The sequence below is a fragment of the Kribbella sp. NPDC026611 genome, from assembly GCF_040638345.1.
Taxonomy (GTDB): Bacteria; Actinomycetota; Actinomycetes; order Propionibacteriales; family Kribbellaceae; genus Kribbella.
In genome coordinates this window covers 475379-492111 of the sequence record NZ_JBEZYC010000007.1, presented here as the reverse complement: position 1 = coordinate 492111, position 16733 = coordinate 475379, and the positions used below count along the sequence as shown (strand labels likewise).

The window sequence follows — 16733 nt, the reverse complement described above, 5'->3', positions numbered from 1 at the left end:
CAATAGACAGCCGCGCCGAAGGCGTGACCTTTCCGCGTCACCACATCCACCCCGCCGATCACGCCCAGCGCGTCACCACCTGCCGCGCCCCGCCGCAGGCGGCAATAAGACAGCCGCGCCGAAGGCGTGACCTCTCCGTCCGTCACCACATCCAGTACGCCGAACACGGCCCGCCCGTCACCACCTGCTGCGCCCCGCCGGAGGCGGCAATAGACAGCCGCGCCGAAGGCGTGACCTTTCCGCGTCACCACATCCACCCCGCCGATCACGCCCAGCGCGTCACCACCTGCCGCGCCCCGCCGGAGGCGGCAATAAGACAGCCGCGCCGAAGGCGTGTCCTTTCGCGGGCGTGTTTTTTCCGGGGGATGTTCTTGCCCCACCACGAGGAGTGTCGGTGGGGGTTATTAGGTTGGGGGGATGGATCGGTTTCGGGTGGTGCCGGCGGCTTATGTGGTTTTGCGGCGGGGGGATGAGGTGTTGTTGATGTTGCGGGCGAACACCGGGTACATGGATGGGTTCTGGGCGGTGCCGGCCGGGCATGTGGAGCGGGGGGAGTCGGTGGTTGAGGCGGCGGTGCGGGAGGTCAGGGAAGAGGTGGGGGTGGAGATCGACCCCGCGGATCTGCAGCCGGTGACGGCGATGCATCGGACCGGTGGGAACGGGGATCCGATCGACGAGCGGGTGGACTTCTTCTTCACGGCCGACAAGTGGGTGGGTGAGCCGCGGCTGATGGAGCCGGAGAAGGCCGACGCGCTGGAGTGGTTCGCGTTGGACAAGTTGCCGGAGCCGCGCGTACCGCACGAGGCTCGGGTGATCAGCGGGATGACAACCGGCGGGCTTCCTGCGGTGATCGTCCAGGGTTTTGCCTGAGTTCACCATCCCGAAGGGCGCCACCCCATAGTGTTCGCTGCGGTGTCAGCGATCGAGAGGGTGGACCGATGGGCGAGTACGACGGAACCAGCCGGCGGCGGCTGCTGCAGGCCGGGGTTCTCACGGCGGGTGCAGCGGTCACCTCAGGTGTTCTGAGCACAGGTACGGCGACAGCGGCCGGCGAGCAGGCGCAGCAGGTCCAGGGCCACATGGGCCGGATCGACACCCAGCACCCGCGGTTCACGCTCGCGGTCGTGCCGGACACGCAGTACCAGTTCGACCAGGACCGTGGCGACCCCGCGCCGCTGACCGCGACCTTCGACTGGCTGATCGAGAATCGCGCCGAGGAGAACATCGTCTTCATGGCGCACCTCGGCGACGTCACCGAGAACGCGCTGGCGATGGAGTTCGCCCAGGCCGACCCGGTCTTCAAGATCCTCGACCGGGCCCGCTTCCCGTACTCCGTCCTGGCCGGCAACCACGACATCGACGGCTCGAAGGACGACACCCGCGGCGACTCGCCGTACCTGCGAACCTTCCCGCCCAAGCGTTTCAAAGGCATGCCGACGTACGGCGGCTCCACGCCGAACGGCTACAACCAGTACCACGTCTTCCGCGCCGCCGGCCGTCAGTGGTTGCTGCTGGCAATGGACTGGCGCCCGTCGGACGCCAGCTTCGCCTGGGCCCGCGACGTGATCGCGAAGCACCCGAAGCTGCCGGTCATCCTGACCATCCACGAGCTGGTCTACGCCGACGCCGGCGACCCGACCGCCTACTTCAGCGGCTTCGGCAACCGGGTCTGGGACCAGCTGGTTGACGACAACGACCAGATCTTCCTCACGATGAACGGCCACTACTGGCCGCCCGGCCGGGTCACCCGGCAGAACGCCAAGGGCCACGACGTGCACCTGCACATCACCAACTACCAGGACCGGTACTACGGCGGCTCCGGCATGGTCCGGCTCTACCACTTCGACCTGGCCCGCAACACGATCGACGTCGAGACGATCTCGCCGTGGATCATGGGCCAGGACCCGGCCCAGCGGAACCTGCTCGAGGAGCTCGAGCTGGAGCTGACCGACGACACCAACCGGTTCAGCATCCCGATCGACTTCGCCCAGCGGTTCGCCGGCTTCGACCCGACCCCGGTCCGCCCGGCCCGTCCGGCGCAGCAGCTGGTCATCCCCGGTACGGCGGCGTACTGGCGCTTCGACGGCCCGGTCACCGACACCGTCAAGGATCTGTCGGGCAAGGGCAACGACCTCACCCGCAAGCAGCTCGCGGGCGACGCGCCGACGGCTAGCACGGAGTATCACCCGGACCAGCCGGGCCACGCGAGCTGGGTGTTCCCCGGCGGGAAGAACCCGGCCCGCGGCGGGTACCTGCAGACCGCCGACAACGCGCCGCTGAACGCGATGACGTTCAGGTCCGGGTACACGATCGAGGCGTTCATCAAGCTGGCCGACGACGGCCAGGACCACTCGTGGGAGGGCCTGTTCACCCGCCTCGGCACCGGACGCGACGCCGGCAAGACCGGCAGCGACCCGGACGAGCCGGCGGCGAAGCTCGGGTTCTCCGGCGGACTCCAGGTGCAGTGGGCGGTCTACCCGCTCGACAAGAACGATACGTTCACCAACTGGGGCCACGAGCAGCGCGCCGGCCGATGGTTCCACCTCGCGATCGTGAACGACGGCCGGCACAGCGTCGTGTACGTCGACTCGTCCGAGCTGCTCCGCAACCCGGCCACCCCGTCGAACGGCCTCGCAACCGCGGGCAAGCCGTGGCTGGTTGCCGCCGGCCACTATGCGAACGAGATCGACCAGGCCTTCGCGGGCAACATCGGCGAGATCCGGATCGTTGGCCGCGCCCTCGAGCCGGCACAGTTCCTCAACGCCTGAGACGCCTCAGACGCCTGAAGGAGTTGGACCTCGCCCGGTTCAGGGGCTGGGTGAGGTCCCTTCACAGATGCGAGCGGATCAGCTCTTCCTGCGCGGGCAGCATCGCGAGCTCCGCGGCAGACAGCGTCGGGTTGTTGCCCCGGGCCCGCAGCGCCGCCGGCAGCCCGGCGGTCGGATCGATCGAGCCGGCGAGGTACGTCGCCAACGCCTCGCGCAGCAACGGAGTCAACTCGGCGAACCCCGGATCGAGCGCGACCTGCGCGAAGATGATCGCCGTCATCGCCACGTCGAACTCGGCCGGACCCTCCTCCGCGTTCCGCCAGTCGATGACGACCGGACCGTCCGCGGTGGCGATCACGTTCAGCGGATGCAGGTCGCCGTGGATCACGACGTGACCCGGCGTACCGCTCGGGGCCGGGATCGCCTGCAACCGGCGATGCAGGTCAGCGTGGATCTCGCCGACCTCCCGCGCGCTGAGCTCGCCCGCGATCGCGGCGTCGCCGAGGGTCGGGCCGTCGAGCCGCTGGATAATCATGTCCGGCCCCTCGATCTCGCGAACCGAGGGCACCGGGTAGTCGTACTTCGCCACGTGCCGCATGTAGTCGGCCTCGTCTCGCACCGGATGGCCGTTGCGGTACCGCCGCACCACCCAGTCCGCGTCGATCGCGTACACGTCCGCGTCCCGCCCGAAAGCGAACGGTTTCGCCCCCGCCGGGACCAATCCGTCGGTCATCCGACCTGGCAGCCGCCGGCTGCAGGCTCGAGCGGCTTGGCCCCGATCGTGGGCATCCCCAACATCACGCCCGGGGCAGCAGCCGGCGCGTCCTGCGCCCGCTCCCACGCATCGCCGGCCCGGGTACGGCGAAGCGCTCCGAAAACGTCGGCGTTCAGGTGGTGCGGAGCGGCGTACGTGACCTCGACCGTGACGATGTCACCCGGCCGCGGCTTCTCGACACTCTCGGGAAGCGCGAAGTGGACGAGCCGGTTGTCGCGAGCGCGCCCGCTGAGCCGGTGAGTGGCCGCGTCCTTGCGCCCCTCCCCCTCCGCAACGAGCACCTCGACCGAACGGCCGACCATTTTCTTGTTCTCGTCCCACGCCACCTCGTCCTGCAGCGCGACAAGTCGCTCGTACCGATCCTGGACGACGTCACGCGGTACTTGGTCCGCCATCGACTCGGCCGGCGTCCCCGGACGCTTCGAGTACTGGAACGTGAACGCACTCGCGAACCGCGCCTGCCGAACCACGTCGAGCGTGCCCTGGAAGTCCTCCTCGGTCTCCCCCGGGAAGCCGACGATGATGTCCGTCGTGATGGCCGCGTCCGGCATGGCCGCGCGCACGTCTTCAATAATGCGAAGGTATCTGTCCCGCCGGTACGAGCGCCGCATCGCCTTCAGTACCGCGTCCGAGCCGGACTGCAGCGGCATGTGCAGCGACGGCATCACGTTCGGCGTCTCGGCCATCGCCTCGATCACGTCGGCGGTGAAGTCCCGCGGGTGCGGCGAGGTGAACCGAACCCGCTCCAGCCCGTCCACCGAACCGCACGCGCGCAGGAGCTTCGAGAACGCGAACCGGTCGCCGAACTCCACGCCGTACGAGTTCACGTTCTGCCCGAGCAGCGTCACCTCGAGCACGCCCTCGGCGACCAGCGCCTCGACCTCGGCCAGCACATCACCCGGCCGGCGGTCCTTCTCGCGACCGCGCAGCGCCGGGACGATGCAGAACGTGCAGGTGTTGTTGCAGCCGACGCTGACCGACACCCAGGCGGAGTACGGCGACTCGCGCCGGGTCGGCAGCGTCGACGGGAACACGTCCAGCGACTCGAGGATCTCGACCTGCGACTCCTGCTCGACCCGCGCCCGCTCCAGCAGCACCGGCAGCGACCCGATGTTGTGCGTGCCGAACACGACGTCGACCCAAGGAGCCTTGCGGGTGATCGACGCCTTGTCCTTCTGCGCCAGGCACCCGCCGACCGCGATCTGCATCCCCGGGGTCTTGGCCTTCACCGGCGCCAGGTGCCCGAGGTTGCCGTACAGCTTGTTGTCGGCGTTCTCCCGGACCGCGCATGTGTTGAAGACGACCACATCGGCCTGGTCACCCTCGGGCGCGCGGACATAGCCCGCGTCCTCCAGCAGCCCGCGCAGCCGCTCGGAGTCATGGACGTTCATCTGGCACCCGTAAGTGCGGACCTCATATGTACGCATAACAGCCACCAAGAGTACGGGCCTAGGTAGACATTTCCCTACCCGGGCTGGCGGTCTGCAACCACTGACGCTGCCCCCGGCAGCAAGAATAGTGAGGGGTATGAACAGTTCTCGTCGCCAGTTCCTCGCTCAGACCGCTGTTGGTGCCGCCGTCCTTGCCGGTGGATCGCTCACCAGTAGGTCCGCCTTCGCGTCCCCGCGCCCGGCCGCACCGCGGCTGACTGCCCTGACCAACGCCACCGTCATCGACGTCGCCACCGGACGTCGCAACCGCAATCAGAACGTCTTGATCAGCGGTGAACGGATCGTCGCCGTCGGCCGCCCGGCCGTACCGTCCAACGCGACGCGCATCGACCTGACCGGCAAGTACGTCATCCCCGGCCTCGCGGACATGCACGTTCACAGCCTCGGCGACGAGCGGGTCTCGCCGCCGCTCTACCTCGCCAACGGGCTGACCACCGTCCGCGAGATGTCCGGCACCAACCCCACCCTCTACGACTGGCGCGATCGCATCGCCGCCGGCACCCTACTCGGTCCGCGGATGATCGTTGCCAGCAACATCATCGACGGCGACCCGACGCTCTGGGACCCGAACCTGATCCAGGTCATCGTCGCCGCGGACCCGGCCGCCGGGCGCGCCGCCGTACGCACGATCAAGGCGGACGGGAAAGCCGACTTCCTCAAGGTCTACTCGCGTCTCGCCAGAGCGACCTGGGCCGCGATCATCGACGAGGCCCGCAAGGTCGGGCTGACCGTCGCCGGCCACGGCCCGGACGAGGTCACGAGCAAGGACGTCAGCAACGCCGGCCAGCGCAGCATCGAGCACATCCACTCACTCGGCCTGTCGGTCTCCACCCGCGAGGCCGAGGTCCGGCGGATGATCATGGACATCAAGGTGGCCAAGGGCGACTACAACGCCTGGTTCCGGGAGCTGCACCCGATCGAGTGGCTGGCCCGGAACACGTACAGCCGGGCCCGCGCCGCCGATGTCTTCGGCACGCTGCGCCGCAACAACACCCGCGTCACCCCGACCCTGACCATGCACAACGTCCTCGACCAGATCGACTACACCAGCCTCGACCCGACGCTGGCGAAGTACCTCAGCGAGGAGTCGATCGGCACGTACGACTACGTGATCCAGAACCTGTACGCCGCCAACCGGACCGCCGAGGAGATCTCGCACCAGCGGGAGATGTGGGCGTGGCGGCAGCGGTTCGTCCGCGAGCTGATCGAGCACGACGTACCGCTGCTGGCCGGCACCGACACGGGTACGCCGTACTCCGTCCCGGGCTTTGCGTTGCACGACGAGCTCGAGCACCTGGTCGGCGCCGGCGCGACGACCCGCCAGGCGTTGTACGCCGCCACCGCCGAGCCGGCCAGATTCCTGGGCATGTATGCGGAACTGGGTTCGGTCGACCCGGGAAAGATTGCCGATCTCGTTGTATTGGACGCCGATCCATTGAGCGACATCCGCAACAGCCGGCAGCTCAATTCCGTCATTACCCGCGGCCGCGTCATTTCTCCCGCACAACGTCGCCAGCTGCTCGCCGATGTCGAGGCAGCGGTCAAGGAACCACCGACCGCGGCCACCATCGCTGCAGGTGGCTGTTGCGGCACTCGCAGTACCGCGCACTGAAGCGCAATGTGGAGCGGGCTGTGACGATCACCTCACAGCCCGCTCCGGTTTATTGCAGATCGTTACCACCGTGGAACCCCCCAGCGCTGCTCCCGCCCCCCGGCCTCCAGTAGGTTCTGGCCATGAGCGATTCCGGGACCCTGACGAAAACTGGCTTGGTCACGCTGACCGGTGTCAACAAGCATTTCGGCGAGCTGCACGTCCTGAAGGACATCAACCTGTCCATCGATCAGGGCGAGGTCGTCGTGGTGATCGGCCCGTCCGGGTCCGGAAAATCGACGCTCTGCCGGACGATCAACCGGCTCGAACCGATCGACTCGGGCAGCATCACGCTGGACGGCCAGGCGCTGCCGAGCGAGGGCAAGGCGCTCGCCAGGCTGCGCGCCGACGTCGGCATGGTGTTCCAGTCGTTCAACCTGTTCGCGCACAAGACGATCCTGCAGAACGTCACCCTCGGCCCGAGCAAGGTCCGCAAGACGGACCCGAAGCAGGCCGAGAAGCGGGCGATGGAGTTGCTGGAGCGGGTGGGGGTGGCCAGCCAGGCCTCGAAGTACCCGGCTCAGCTGTCCGGTGGTCAGCAGCAGCGGGTCGCGATCGCGCGGGCGCTGGCCATGGACCCGAAGGTCATCCTGTTCGACGAGCCCACCTCGGCGCTCGACCCGGAGATGATCCAGGAGGTCCTCGAGGTGATGATCGACCTGGCCAAGCAGGGCATGACGATGGTCGTGGTCACGCACGAGATGGGCTTCGCCCGGACCGCGGCGAACCGGGTGGTGTTCATGGCCGACGGCGAGATCGTCGAAGAGTCCGACCCGGAGACCTTCTTCACCAACCCGGCCTCCCGGCGCGCGCAGGACTTCCTCGGGAAGATCCTCAAGCACTGACCTCCGCCCGCGGCTGTAGCAGTAGCTGTAGCAACCAACGAAGGGGAACCTGATCATGAGAATGCGCAACCTCGTCGCCTCGGTCGGCGTCGCGGCGCTCGCGCTGTCCGTTGCGGCCTGCGGCAAGGACGAGCCCGCCGCCGGCGGCGGCTCCGGAAGCGGCAACGCCTCCGACTCCTGCGGCGACCTGCACAAGTTCGACGTCGCCAGCGGTGTGGACGTGGCCGGCAGCCCGACCTTCACCAAGGCGAAGTCCCGCGGCAACGTGGTCGTCGGCGTCAAGGCCGACCAGCCGAACCTCGGCTACAAGGACGCGAGCGGCAAGCGCTGCGGGTTCGACATCGAGGTGGCCCGGATGGTGTCGGCCAACCTCGGCTTCGACCCGGACAAGATCCAGTACAAGGAGATCCCGTCCGCGAACCGCGAGACCGCGATCGCCGGCGGTGAGATCGACTACTACGTCGGCACCTACTCGATCACCGACAAGCGGAAGAAGCAGGTCGGCTTCGCCGGTCCGTACTTCGTCGCCGGCCAGGACCTGCTGGTCCGCAAGTCCGACAGCTCGATGGACGCCGGCAAGACCGCGCTCAAGGGCAAGAAGGTCTGCTCCGCGACCGGCTCGACCCCGATCCAGCGGGTCAAGGACGAGCAGCTGACCGAGCCGAGCAACATCTCGGAGTTCAAGACGTACTCCGAGTGCGTGTCACAGCTGCTGGACAAGAAGACCGACGCGGTCACCACCGACGACGCGATCCTCAAGGGCTACGCGGCCACCGCGCCCGACGAGCTCAAGGTGGTCGGCAAGCCGTTCAGCACGGAGAAGTACGGCATCGGCGTACCGCTGGCCGACAAGGCGCTGCGCGACCAGGTGAACACGATCCTGGAGAAGTCCGAGTCGGACGGCACCTGGAAGAAGATCTACGACGACACGCTCGGCAAGTCGGGTTCGGACTCGACCCCGCCGCCGATCGAGAAGTACTGATCCACCGGCCGGCCGTGGCGCTCCGAGAGGGTGCCGCGGCCGGTCTGTGCTCAACACAGGAAGGTCGCGATGTTCTCGGTTCTCACCGACAACTGGGATCTGTTCGGACACGGGTTCTGGACCACGATCAAGTTGTTCCTGATCTCCGGGGTGCTCAGCCTGGTGCTCGGCACCCTGCTCGGCACGTTCCGGGTCTCGCCGGTCCCCGCGCTGCGTGGCGTCGGCACCGGCTATGTGAACGTACTCCGGAACACCCCGCTGACCCTGGTGTTCGCGTTCCTGGTCTTCGGTGCGCCGAAGATGAACATCGAGCTGCCGTCGTTCTTCTGGTCCGCGGTGGTCGCGCTGACGATCTACACCTCGGCGTTCATCTGTGAGGTCGTCCGGTCCGGCATCAACACGATCCCGCCGGGACAGACCGAGGCGGGCCGCGCGATCGGGATGTCGTTCGTCCAGGTGCTCGGCGTGATCGTGCTGCCGCAGGCGTTCCGCGCGATCGTGCCGCCGCTGACCAGCGTGCTGATCGCGTTGCTGAAGAACACCACGATCGCGGCCGGCTTCTCGGTCGCCGAGGCCGGTGCGATCCCGGCCGCGATGGCCGAGCGCGGCGCGAACCAGATGCTCACGCTGGTCTGGATCACAATCGGCTTCCTGGTCCTGATCATTCCGCTGGTCTTCCTGCAGCGGTACGCCGAGCGACGGACGGCGGTGGCCTGATGAGCACGATGCTGTACGACGTACCCGGTCCGCGGGCGAAGGTCCGCAACCGGATCCTGAACGTGGTCGTGGTCCTGCTGGTGCTCGGCGCGATCGCGTGGGTGGTCTATCGGCTGAACGCGACCGGCCAGTTCGAGAGCCGCCGGTGGGTCCAGTTCCAGTACTCCTCGATCCAGAGCCAGCTGCTGCACGGTCTGCTCAACACGCTGCGCGCGGCCGGGCTGGCCGCTGTCCTCGCGGTGCTGTTCGGCGCGGTGTTCGCGGCGGCGCGGATCAGTGACCATGCCTGGGTCCGGGCGCCTGCCGTCCTGGTCGTCGAGCTGTTCCGGGCGATCCCGCTGCTGATCCTGATGTTCTTCTTCTACTACGGCAGCCTGCAGTTCCACCTCGGGCTGACGCCGTTCTGGGCGGTCGTCTTCGGCCTGACGCTCTACAACGGCTCGGTGCTCGCGGAGATCTTCCGCGCCGGCATCGCCGCCGTACCGAAGGGTCAGCGGGAGGCGTCGTACGCGCTCGGTCTGCGGAAGAACCAGGTGGTCCGGCTGGTGCTGCTGCCACAGGCGATCAGCGCGATGCTCCCGGCGATCGTCAGCCAGCTCGTCGTCCTGCTGAAGGACACCGCGCTCGGCTTCATCATCACGTACGGCGAGCTCCTGTATGTCGGCAAGCAGATGGGCGGCCGGCTGCAGTACGGCTTCCCGTACATCCCGACGTACATCGTCATCGCCGTGATCTACATCGGCCTCTGCTCGCTGCTCTCGATCCTGGCCCGGTACCTCGAGGGCCGCTCGCGCCGCCGGCGTAAGATCACCGGTGCCCCACCGCCCCTGCCTCTGACCACCGACCCGGGCCAGGGCGCCCCGCTCTGACGCAGAAGACCCCCTCCAGGTGGAGGGGGTCTTCTGCTTCGTGGTCAGCGCAGGGTGTTGAAGGAGTCGCGGATGATCTCCAAGGCCTCGGTGGTCTCTTCCTCGGTCAGTGTCATCGGTGGGGCCATCCGGAGGACGTTGCCGTAGAGGCCGCCCTTGCCGACCAGCAGGCCGCGGTTCTTGGTCTCCTGCTGGAGCTTGGCGGTGGTGGCCGGGTCGGGCTTGCGGTCGTCCGGGTGGATGATCTCGGCGGCCAGCATCAGGCCCTTGCCGCGGACGTCGCCGAGCTCGGGGTACTCGTCGGAGATGCCGCGCAGGCCGTCGGCGAGCTGGGCGCCGCGCTTGGCCGCGTTCGCCTGCAGGTCCTTGTCGAGCAGGTAGTCGATGGTCGCCTTGGCCGCACTGGTGGAGATCGGGTTGCCGCCGAAGGTGGACAGCGAGTTCGCCTTGATACTGTCCATCAGCCCGGCCTTGGCGACCACGCCACCGATCGCGAACCCGTTGCCGAGACCCTTCGCGAACGTCATCGCGTCCGGGACCACGTTGTGCGCCTGGATACCCCAGAAGTGGTCGCCGGTCCGGCCCCACCCGGTCTGCACCTCGTCGGAGATGAACAGGATGCCGAACTCGTCGAGCACCTCCTTGAAGGCGGCGTACAGACCGTCCGGCGGGGAGGAGAACCCGCCGACGCCCTGGATCGGCTCGGCGATCAGGCAGGCGACGTCGCCGGCCGTGGTGGTCTCGATGACGTTGCGCAGGTCCTCGACGCAGACCTTGATGTAGTCGGCGTCCGGCAGGTCGCGGAACGGGCTGCGGTACCGGTACGCGCCCTGCACGTACTGCACGTTCACCGGCGACAGGCTGCTCGCGGACCAGCCGCGGTTGCCGGTGATCGCGACCGTGCCGAACGCGCGGCCGTGGTAGGAGTTGCGCATCGCCAGCACCTGATTGGAGCGGCGGTTCTGGGTGGCGAGCAGGAGGGCCGTCTCGTTCGCCTCGGTTCCCGAGTTGGCGAAGAACACCTTCGCGTCCGGGATCCCGGACAGCTCGGCGATCTGCTCGGCCAGCTCGATCTGCTTACGGATCAGGTACACCGTCGAGGTGTGCGCGATCCCGGACCCGAGCTGCTCGCGGACCGCGTCGGAGATCTCCGCGATGTCGTAGCCGATCGCGTTCGTGAGAATGCCGGCGAAGAAGTCGAGGTACGTGTTCCCCTCACCGTCGGTCACCCGGCGGCCGGAGCCCTTGACGATCTCGATCGGCTCCTCGTAGTACAACGCGAGCCAGTCCGGCATGACGGCCTTGTGACGCTCCCAGAGCTCCGCATGTGTCATGGGGACAGCATTACACCGCTTCCGCGATAGCGCAGGTCTATGACGTTATGGTGCTCTCCGTGACAATGCCGAGCATCCCGCACGTCGATATCGAGTCCCTGGAGCACTTCGACCGGCTCGTAGCCGCGGGGGCTATGGGGATGGCCGGGTGGCGGGTGCAGTCGGTCGATCTGCGCGCGCGGACGGCTGAACTGCTCGGGCTGTCGCCGCTCGGCGCGCTGTTCCTCGGGTGTGCGCTGGAGGAGAAGGCGGACGAGTGGATCCGGGACGGCGGCGGGCTGGTGTTCCCGGCGATCCCGGCGCTGCCGTTCGACGCCTACCGCGGGCGGCTGTACGACGCCGACGAGCTGTACGCCGGTCTCGAGCACGGGTACGACGCAACGCCGGACGCCCGCATCTACGCCTGGTCCAGGCAGCAGGACGAGAAGGGCGACACCAGCCGTACCCTGGCCGCGGCGCTCCACGACCACGCGATCGCGGACGCGCTGGCCGAGCTGCCTTCCTCGGGTCCTTGGGTCGGGGTGATGGGCGGCCACGGGCTGAGGCGAGGCAGCAACGACTACCGCTCCGCAGTACTGCTCGGTCGTGTCCTGGCCCGCGGCGGGCGCATGGTCGTCACCGGCGGCGGCCCGGGCGCCATGGAGGCGGCCAACCTCGGTGCCTCGCTGGCGTCGTACGACGATGCCGCTGTCGAGACTGCGCTGGCGGAGCTGGCCGCCGTACCGTCCTTCCGCCCGTCGATCGGTGCATGGGCGACCGCGGGCATGGCCGTCCGGGCCCGCTTCCCCGGCGACGGCGGCGTCTCGATCCCGACCTGGTTCTACGGCCACGAGCCGCCGAACGTGTTCGCGTCGGCGATCGCGAAGTACTTCTCCAATGCACAACGCGAGGATGTCCTCCTCGGTCGCGCCCGCGGCGGCATCGTCTACCTCACCGGCGCCGCCGGCACCGTCCAGGAGATCCTCCAGGCCGTCACCCCGAACTACTACGGCGACCCAGCCACCCAGATCCCTCTGGTGCTGGTCGGCACCGACTACTGGACCACCCGGTTGCCTGTGTGGCCTCTACTCCGGTCGCTGGCAGCTGACCACCCGATGCCGATCCACCTGGTCGACACGATCGAAGAGGCCGCGGACCTCGTTAGCTGAGATGGTCTACCCATGGTTGAGTTCGTGCTGGTGCCCGGGGCTCGGTTGGGAGCCTGGGCGTGGGAGGCGGTCGCGGAGAGCCTGCAGAGTGCCGGGCACGCGGTCTATGCGGTGACGTTGAGCGGGCTGGCGGAGCGATCTGGGCCGGGCGCGGACCAGGTCGGACAGCAGCAGCATGTCGACGACATCATCTCGGTGATCGAGGGCAACGACCTGTACGACGTCGTGCTGGTCGGACACAGCTACTCGGGCGTCCCGGTCGGACAGGCGGCCGGTCAGATCGGGGACCGGCTGCGACGGGTCGTGTACGTGGACTCGAGCATTCCGGCTGATGGGCTGTCCTTCGTCGACAGCTGGTCCGACGACGACCGTGCGTGGCTGGAGGACCAGCTGATCGAGGGCGACGGCATGTGGCTTCCGGCGGAGGCGGAGCACTTCGCCGGCCAGGACCTGTCCGATTCCGCCGTCAGCCTGCTCGTGTCTCGCAGTACGCCGCACCCTGGCTTGACGCTGACGCAGCCGGCGCGGCTGACGCGGCCGATCGGCGAGCTGCCGACGACGTACATCAAGTGCCTCATGGCAGGCCACGAGCCCTCCGCCGACGTGCAGCGCGAGCTGCAGTCACCGCACTGGGAGCTGGTTGAGCTGCCAACCGGTCACTGGCCGATGCTCTCGCAGCCCGCAGCGCTCTCGGAGATCCTCAGGCGACTTGACGTGGCTTGAACTGCATTGGCGGGTTGGCGTACGCGTCCTGTGACTCGACCAGCTGCAGCTCGCGTTCGCCCGACTCGTGCGTGCGCGTCAGCAGCTCGAACACGCTGGAGCTGGTCCGCGCGAGTGCCTCCGCGAGATCGCCTGTACTGCGGTAGTGCGCCGTGAAGAGCGCAGCCGTCACATCACCCGAGCCGTTCGCCTTCATAGGGAGGTACGGCGTCTGCACGAGCCACGCACCGCTGTCGTCGACCGCCAGCATCTCGATCGTGCCGTCCTCGCGGTCGGGGCGCTCGACACTGGTGACGAGCACCGTCCGCGGACCGGTCGCGTGCACCAGCTCCACCGACGCGAGCGTGGACTCGAGCGTGTCCGGCTCGGTCCCGGTCAGGAAGCCCAGCTCGAACTGGTTGGGCGTGATGATGTCAGCCGCCGGCACCACCCGATCCCGCAGCAGCACCGGGATGGCAGGAGCGACGAAGCACCCGGATTTCGCGTTCCCCATCACCGGATCGCACGAGTACACCGCGGCGGGGTTGGCCGCCTTCACCCGCTCCACCGTCTCCAGAATCACGTCGGCGATCCCCTCACCGCCTTGGTAGCCGGAGAGCACCACGTCGATCTGCTCCAGGACTCCGCGGTCCTCGATCCCCAGCAGCACCTCGCGCACATCCTCCGGGCTGATCATCGGCCCCCGCCAGGCGCCGTACCCGGTGTGGTTGGAGAAGTTGACCGTATAGACCGGCAACACCTCCACCCCGATCCGCTGCAACGGGAACACAGCTGCCGAGTTACCCACATGCCCGTAGGCAACCGCCGACTGAATCGAGAGGATCTTCACTCGCCCAATCCTTCCATCAACCGACTATGTGGTTGCAGCGGGCGGGTCAGCCGCCCAGCCAGCGTTCGGCCTCGTCCAGGAAGGCGTCTACTTCTTCTACGTCGTAGCCCTCGGTCAGTCGGACGGGAGTGAACCGGACCCGGCGGATCTCGCGGATCGTGACGGGACGCTCGACGGGTCGGCCGTTGGCGGTAGCCAGGAGGCGCTCAAGGAACTCATCGACCTCGTGCGGCGCATAGCCCTCGCGGATGCGGACCGGGGTGAACTTCGGGTCGCGCAGCGGCTGGACCGGCTTGGCCACCTCGCGGTGCGGGAGCCAACGCTCGGCCTCGGCGAGGTAGTCGTCGACTTCCTCGACCGGGTAGCCGGGCCCGAGGAGCGGCGTACGGAAGGCGGCGCTACGGAGCTCTTCGACGGTCACCATGGGATCGACGAACCGCCGTTCGACCGTCGCGATGAGCCGCTCGACCAGGGCATCGACCTGCGCGCGGTCGTACCGCTGCCCAATCCGCCGGACGCGGAACTCAGGCTGCAGCATCAGGCGTCGCCGGCCGCGGCAAGTTGGCCGCAGGCGCCGTCGATTTCCTGGCCGCGGGTGTCGCGGACGGTGGTGGGGATGCCGCCGGCCTCGAGCCGTCGGACGAACTCGCGCTCGTCGGCCGGGTCCGACGCGGTCCATTTCGAGCCGGGCGTCGGGTTCAGCGGGATCAGGTTGACGTGCACCCAGCCCCAGTCGCCACGGGCCGCGAGCTTCTCCGCCAGCAGGTCGGCGCGCCACGCGTGGTCGTTGATGTCGCGGATCATCGCGTACTCGATGGAGACCCGGCGCTTGGTCTGCCGCGCGTAGTCCCACGCGGCGTCCAGCACCTCGTCGACCTTCCAGCGGTTGTTGATCGGGACCAGCTCGTCGCGCAGCTCGTCGTCCGGCGCGTGCAGCGACAGCGCGAGCGTGACCGGGATCCCCTCGGTGGCGAGCTGGTTGATCCGCGGCACCAGACCGACGGTCGACACGGTCACCCCGCGCGCCGAGATCCCCAGCCCCTCCGGCGAGGGATCGGTGAACCGGCGTACGGCGCCCATGACGGCCTTGTAGTTCGCCATCGGCTCGCCCATGCCCATGAACACGATGTTGCTGACCCGCCCAGGGCCGCCGGCGATCTCACCGCGGGCCAACGCCCGCGCACCGTCGACCACCTGCTCGACGATCTCGGCAGTCGTCATGTTCCGGGTCAGTCCGCCCTGGCCGGTCGCGCAGAACGGGCACGCCATCCCACACCCCGCCTGGGAGGACACGCACATCGTCACGCGCCCCGGGTACCGCATCAGGACCGACTCGACCAGTGAACCGTCGAGCAGCTTCCACAGCGTCTTGCGGGTCTCCCCGTTGTCGCACTCCAGATCCCGCACGCGGGTCAGCAGCGGCGGCATCAGCTCGGCGACCAGCTTGTCGCGGGTCGCGGCCGGCAGGTCGGTCATCTCGGCCGGGTCGGACACCAGCCGGGAGAAGTAGTGGTTCGACAGCTGCTTGGCCCGGAACGCGGGCTCGCCCAGCGCGGCGACCGCCGTCCGCCGCTCCTCCCCCGAGAGATCGGCCAGGTGTCGCGGCGGCTTCTTGGCACGGCGCGGCTCATCGAAGACCAGGGGGAGATTCGTAGTCATAACCGACCTATTGTCGCAAGCGCCGCGGCCGGTTCACAAATTCACATCCTCCACCGTGCCGAGAATCACCCTTCGACGTACTTCCGGACCGCCTCCCGGACCTCGGCGGCGAGCGGCACCGCGTCCACCCACTCCTGGTCGACGGGCTGGATAACGCTGACCGGGCACCGGGTGCCGTGAACCGTCAGGTCGGCAATCTTCCGCCGGCTGCGCACCTCGTAAACGGTCAGCCGCGCCGTCGTCGCCCGCAGGTCGAGATCCTTGGGCTCGGGGAGGTCGAAGTGGCAGGTCCCGATGACGTCCGCCGCGGACCCCGCGTCAACGCAGCCGACCAGTTGGGCATCAACCGGTTTCGGGCTCCACACCGCGGCCGGCGACTTCTGGTCGTCCAGCGTTGGAACGCCAGGGCCGAAGACCAGGATCGGGTGCGGCCCGGGCCCTTGGTACGGCGGCGCGTCCGGGATCCGCGTCCGGCTGTGGTCCTCGCACAGCTGCGCCAGGCTGTCGCTCGACGCGGTGACCTTCTCTTCGTCGCAGGCCGCCAGGTAGACGAACGCTCCGACGAAGGTGAGGAACGCGACGCCACCGAACGTCAGCTGTACGACCCTACCCACGCTTGGCACCCGACCAGGCTCGCCGATCCGCAGCGCGGATCACGCGGCTTGTCCGCTAGCGGCCAGTCACTGGTCCTTGCGGTCCGAGTGGCCGAGTTTGCGGTCCGGAGCGATCCGGTCCCGCACCATTTGCTTGAGCAGCGGGATCTCGGCGAACCCACCCTCCGCCTTCCGTGACCACAGCGTCTCGCCGTCCAGCCGTACGTCGAACACGCCGCCGCTGCTCGGGATCAGCGCCACCTCCCCCAGCTCCTGCGGGAACGTGGTCAACAGCTCCTGCGCGGTCCACGCCGCCCGCATCAACCACCGGCACTGCGTGCAGTACTCGATCTCCAACCGCGGCTCCGTCACCCCCGCAACGTATTAGA

At 68.2% G+C, this 16733-nt stretch carries 18 protein-coding genes; 9 read left to right on the top strand and 9 right to left on the bottom strand.

Annotated elements, in window-relative coordinates; all coding sequences use genetic code 11:
* Positions 1-248, bottom strand: a 248-nt coding sequence (locus tag AB0E69_RS29245; protein ID WP_360153007.1) for a hypothetical protein, incomplete at its 3' end; no start/stop codon positions are given.
* A 169-nt stretch (positions 249-417) separates the two neighbouring features.
* Between AB0E69_RS29245 and AB0E69_RS29240 the strand changes: the two genes are divergently transcribed.
* Both AB0E69_RS29240 and AB0E69_RS29235 read left to right on the top strand, forming a co-directional pair.
* The gene (locus tag AB0E69_RS29240) at positions 418-870 is read left to right on the top strand and encodes an NUDIX domain-containing protein (protein WP_360153004.1); all 453 of its coding nucleotides are present in this window, start codon (positions 418-420) and stop codon (positions 868-870) included.
* A 68-nt stretch (positions 871-938) separates the two neighbouring features.
* Positions 939-2768 carry a LamG-like jellyroll fold domain-containing protein gene (locus AB0E69_RS29235; RefSeq protein ID WP_360153001.1) on the top strand — a complete coding sequence of 610 codons (1830 nt, stop codon included), beginning with the start codon at positions 939-941 and terminating at the stop codon, positions 2766-2768.
* A gap of 61 nt (positions 2769-2829) precedes the next feature.
* On the opposite strand, the gene AB0E69_RS29230 is transcribed toward AB0E69_RS29235, so the two are convergent.
* Together AB0E69_RS29230 and miaB are read right to left on the bottom strand one after the other, a co-directional pair.
* On the bottom strand, positions 2830-3501 hold the full coding sequence (locus tag AB0E69_RS29230) for a phosphotransferase (RefSeq protein ID WP_360152998.1): 672 nt from the start codon (positions 3499-3501) through the stop codon (positions 2830-2832).
* Positions 3498-4970: a tRNA (N6-isopentenyl adenosine(37)-C2)-methylthiotransferase MiaB gene (gene miaB / locus AB0E69_RS29225; RefSeq protein ID WP_360152995.1), complete on the bottom strand. Its 1473-nt coding sequence runs from the start codon at positions 4968-4970 to the stop codon at positions 3498-3500. The genes AB0E69_RS29230 and miaB overlap by 4 nt, the downstream gene beginning before the upstream one ends.
* 100 nt (positions 4971-5070) lie before the next feature.
* Here miaB and AB0E69_RS29220 point away from each other — a divergent pair, with 100 nt between their 5' ends.
* The 5 genes from AB0E69_RS29220 (at position 5071) to AB0E69_RS29200 (ending at position 10058) form a co-directional block, all read left to right on the top strand.
* Positions 5071-6606 (top strand): amidohydrolase family protein, encoded by a 1536-nt coding sequence (locus AB0E69_RS29220; protein WP_360152992.1) that lies wholly within the window; start codon positions 5071-5073, stop codon positions 6604-6606.
* Between the two features lie 155 nt (positions 6607-6761).
* On the top strand, positions 6762-7490 hold the full coding sequence (locus AB0E69_RS29215; RefSeq protein ID WP_360153128.1) for an amino acid ABC transporter ATP-binding protein: 729 nt from the start codon (positions 6762-6764) through the stop codon (positions 7488-7490).
* A 55-nt stretch (positions 7491-7545) separates the two neighbouring features.
* Positions 7546-8472 carry a glutamate ABC transporter substrate-binding protein gene (locus AB0E69_RS29210; RefSeq protein ID WP_360152989.1) on the top strand — a complete coding sequence of 309 codons (927 nt, stop codon included), beginning with the start codon at positions 7546-7548 and terminating at the stop codon, positions 8470-8472.
* Positions 8473-8541: 69 nt separating this feature from the next.
* Positions 8542-9189: an amino acid ABC transporter permease gene (locus tag AB0E69_RS29205; RefSeq protein WP_360152986.1), complete on the top strand. Its 648-nt coding sequence runs from the start codon at positions 8542-8544 to the stop codon at positions 9187-9189.
* A complete protein-coding gene (locus tag AB0E69_RS29200; protein WP_360152983.1) occupies positions 9189-10058 on the top strand; it encodes an amino acid ABC transporter permease in 870 nt (289 codons plus the stop codon). The genes AB0E69_RS29205 and AB0E69_RS29200 overlap by 1 nt, the downstream gene beginning before the upstream one ends.
* Before the next feature lie 44 nt (positions 10059-10102).
* On the opposite strand, the gene AB0E69_RS29195 is transcribed toward AB0E69_RS29200, so the two are convergent.
* Entirely contained in the window at positions 10103-11392 is a 1290-nt protein-coding gene (locus AB0E69_RS29195; protein ID WP_360152980.1) for an aminotransferase class III-fold pyridoxal phosphate-dependent enzyme, read from the bottom strand.
* Between the two features lie 65 nt (positions 11393-11457).
* Between AB0E69_RS29195 and AB0E69_RS29190 the strand changes: the two genes are divergently transcribed.
* Both AB0E69_RS29190 and AB0E69_RS29185 read left to right on the top strand, forming a co-directional pair.
* Positions 11458-12540 carry a Rossmann fold nucleotide-binding protein gene (locus tag AB0E69_RS29190; protein WP_360153125.1) on the top strand — a complete coding sequence of 361 codons (1083 nt, stop codon included), beginning with the start codon at positions 11458-11460 and terminating at the stop codon, positions 12538-12540.
* A 12-nt stretch (positions 12541-12552) separates the two neighbouring features.
* Entirely contained in the window at positions 12553-13263 is a 711-nt protein-coding gene (locus AB0E69_RS29185; RefSeq protein ID WP_360152977.1) for an alpha/beta fold hydrolase, read from the top strand.
* Here AB0E69_RS29185 and pdxY read toward each other — a convergent pair.
* The 5 genes from pdxY to AB0E69_RS29160 form a co-directional block, all read right to left on the bottom strand.
* Entirely contained in the window at positions 13241-14092 is an 852-nt protein-coding gene (pdxY, locus tag AB0E69_RS29180; RefSeq protein ID WP_360152974.1) for a pyridoxal kinase PdxY, read from the bottom strand. The genes AB0E69_RS29185 and pdxY overlap by 23 nt on opposite strands.
* 46 nt (positions 14093-14138) lie before the next feature.
* The gene (locus tag AB0E69_RS29175; protein WP_360152971.1) at positions 14139-14630 is read right to left on the bottom strand and encodes a DivIVA domain-containing protein; all 492 of its coding nucleotides are present in this window, start codon (positions 14628-14630) and stop codon (positions 14139-14141) included.
* Positions 14630-15751 (bottom strand): 23S rRNA (adenine(2503)-C(2))-methyltransferase RlmN, encoded by a 1122-nt coding sequence (gene rlmN / locus AB0E69_RS29170; RefSeq protein ID WP_360152968.1) that lies wholly within the window; start codon positions 15749-15751, stop codon positions 14630-14632. The genes AB0E69_RS29175 and rlmN overlap by 1 nt, the downstream gene beginning before the upstream one ends.
* Before the next feature lie 65 nt (positions 15752-15816).
* Positions 15817-16365 (bottom strand): hypothetical protein, encoded by a 549-nt coding sequence (locus tag AB0E69_RS29165; protein WP_360152965.1) that lies wholly within the window; start codon positions 16363-16365, stop codon positions 15817-15819.
* Positions 16366-16431: 66 nt separating this feature from the next.
* Positions 16432-16716, bottom strand: a complete 285-nt coding sequence (locus AB0E69_RS29160; protein WP_360152962.1) for a SelT/SelW/SelH family protein — start codon at positions 16714-16716, stop codon at positions 16432-16434.
* Between the last annotated feature and the right edge of the window lie 17 nt (positions 16717-16733).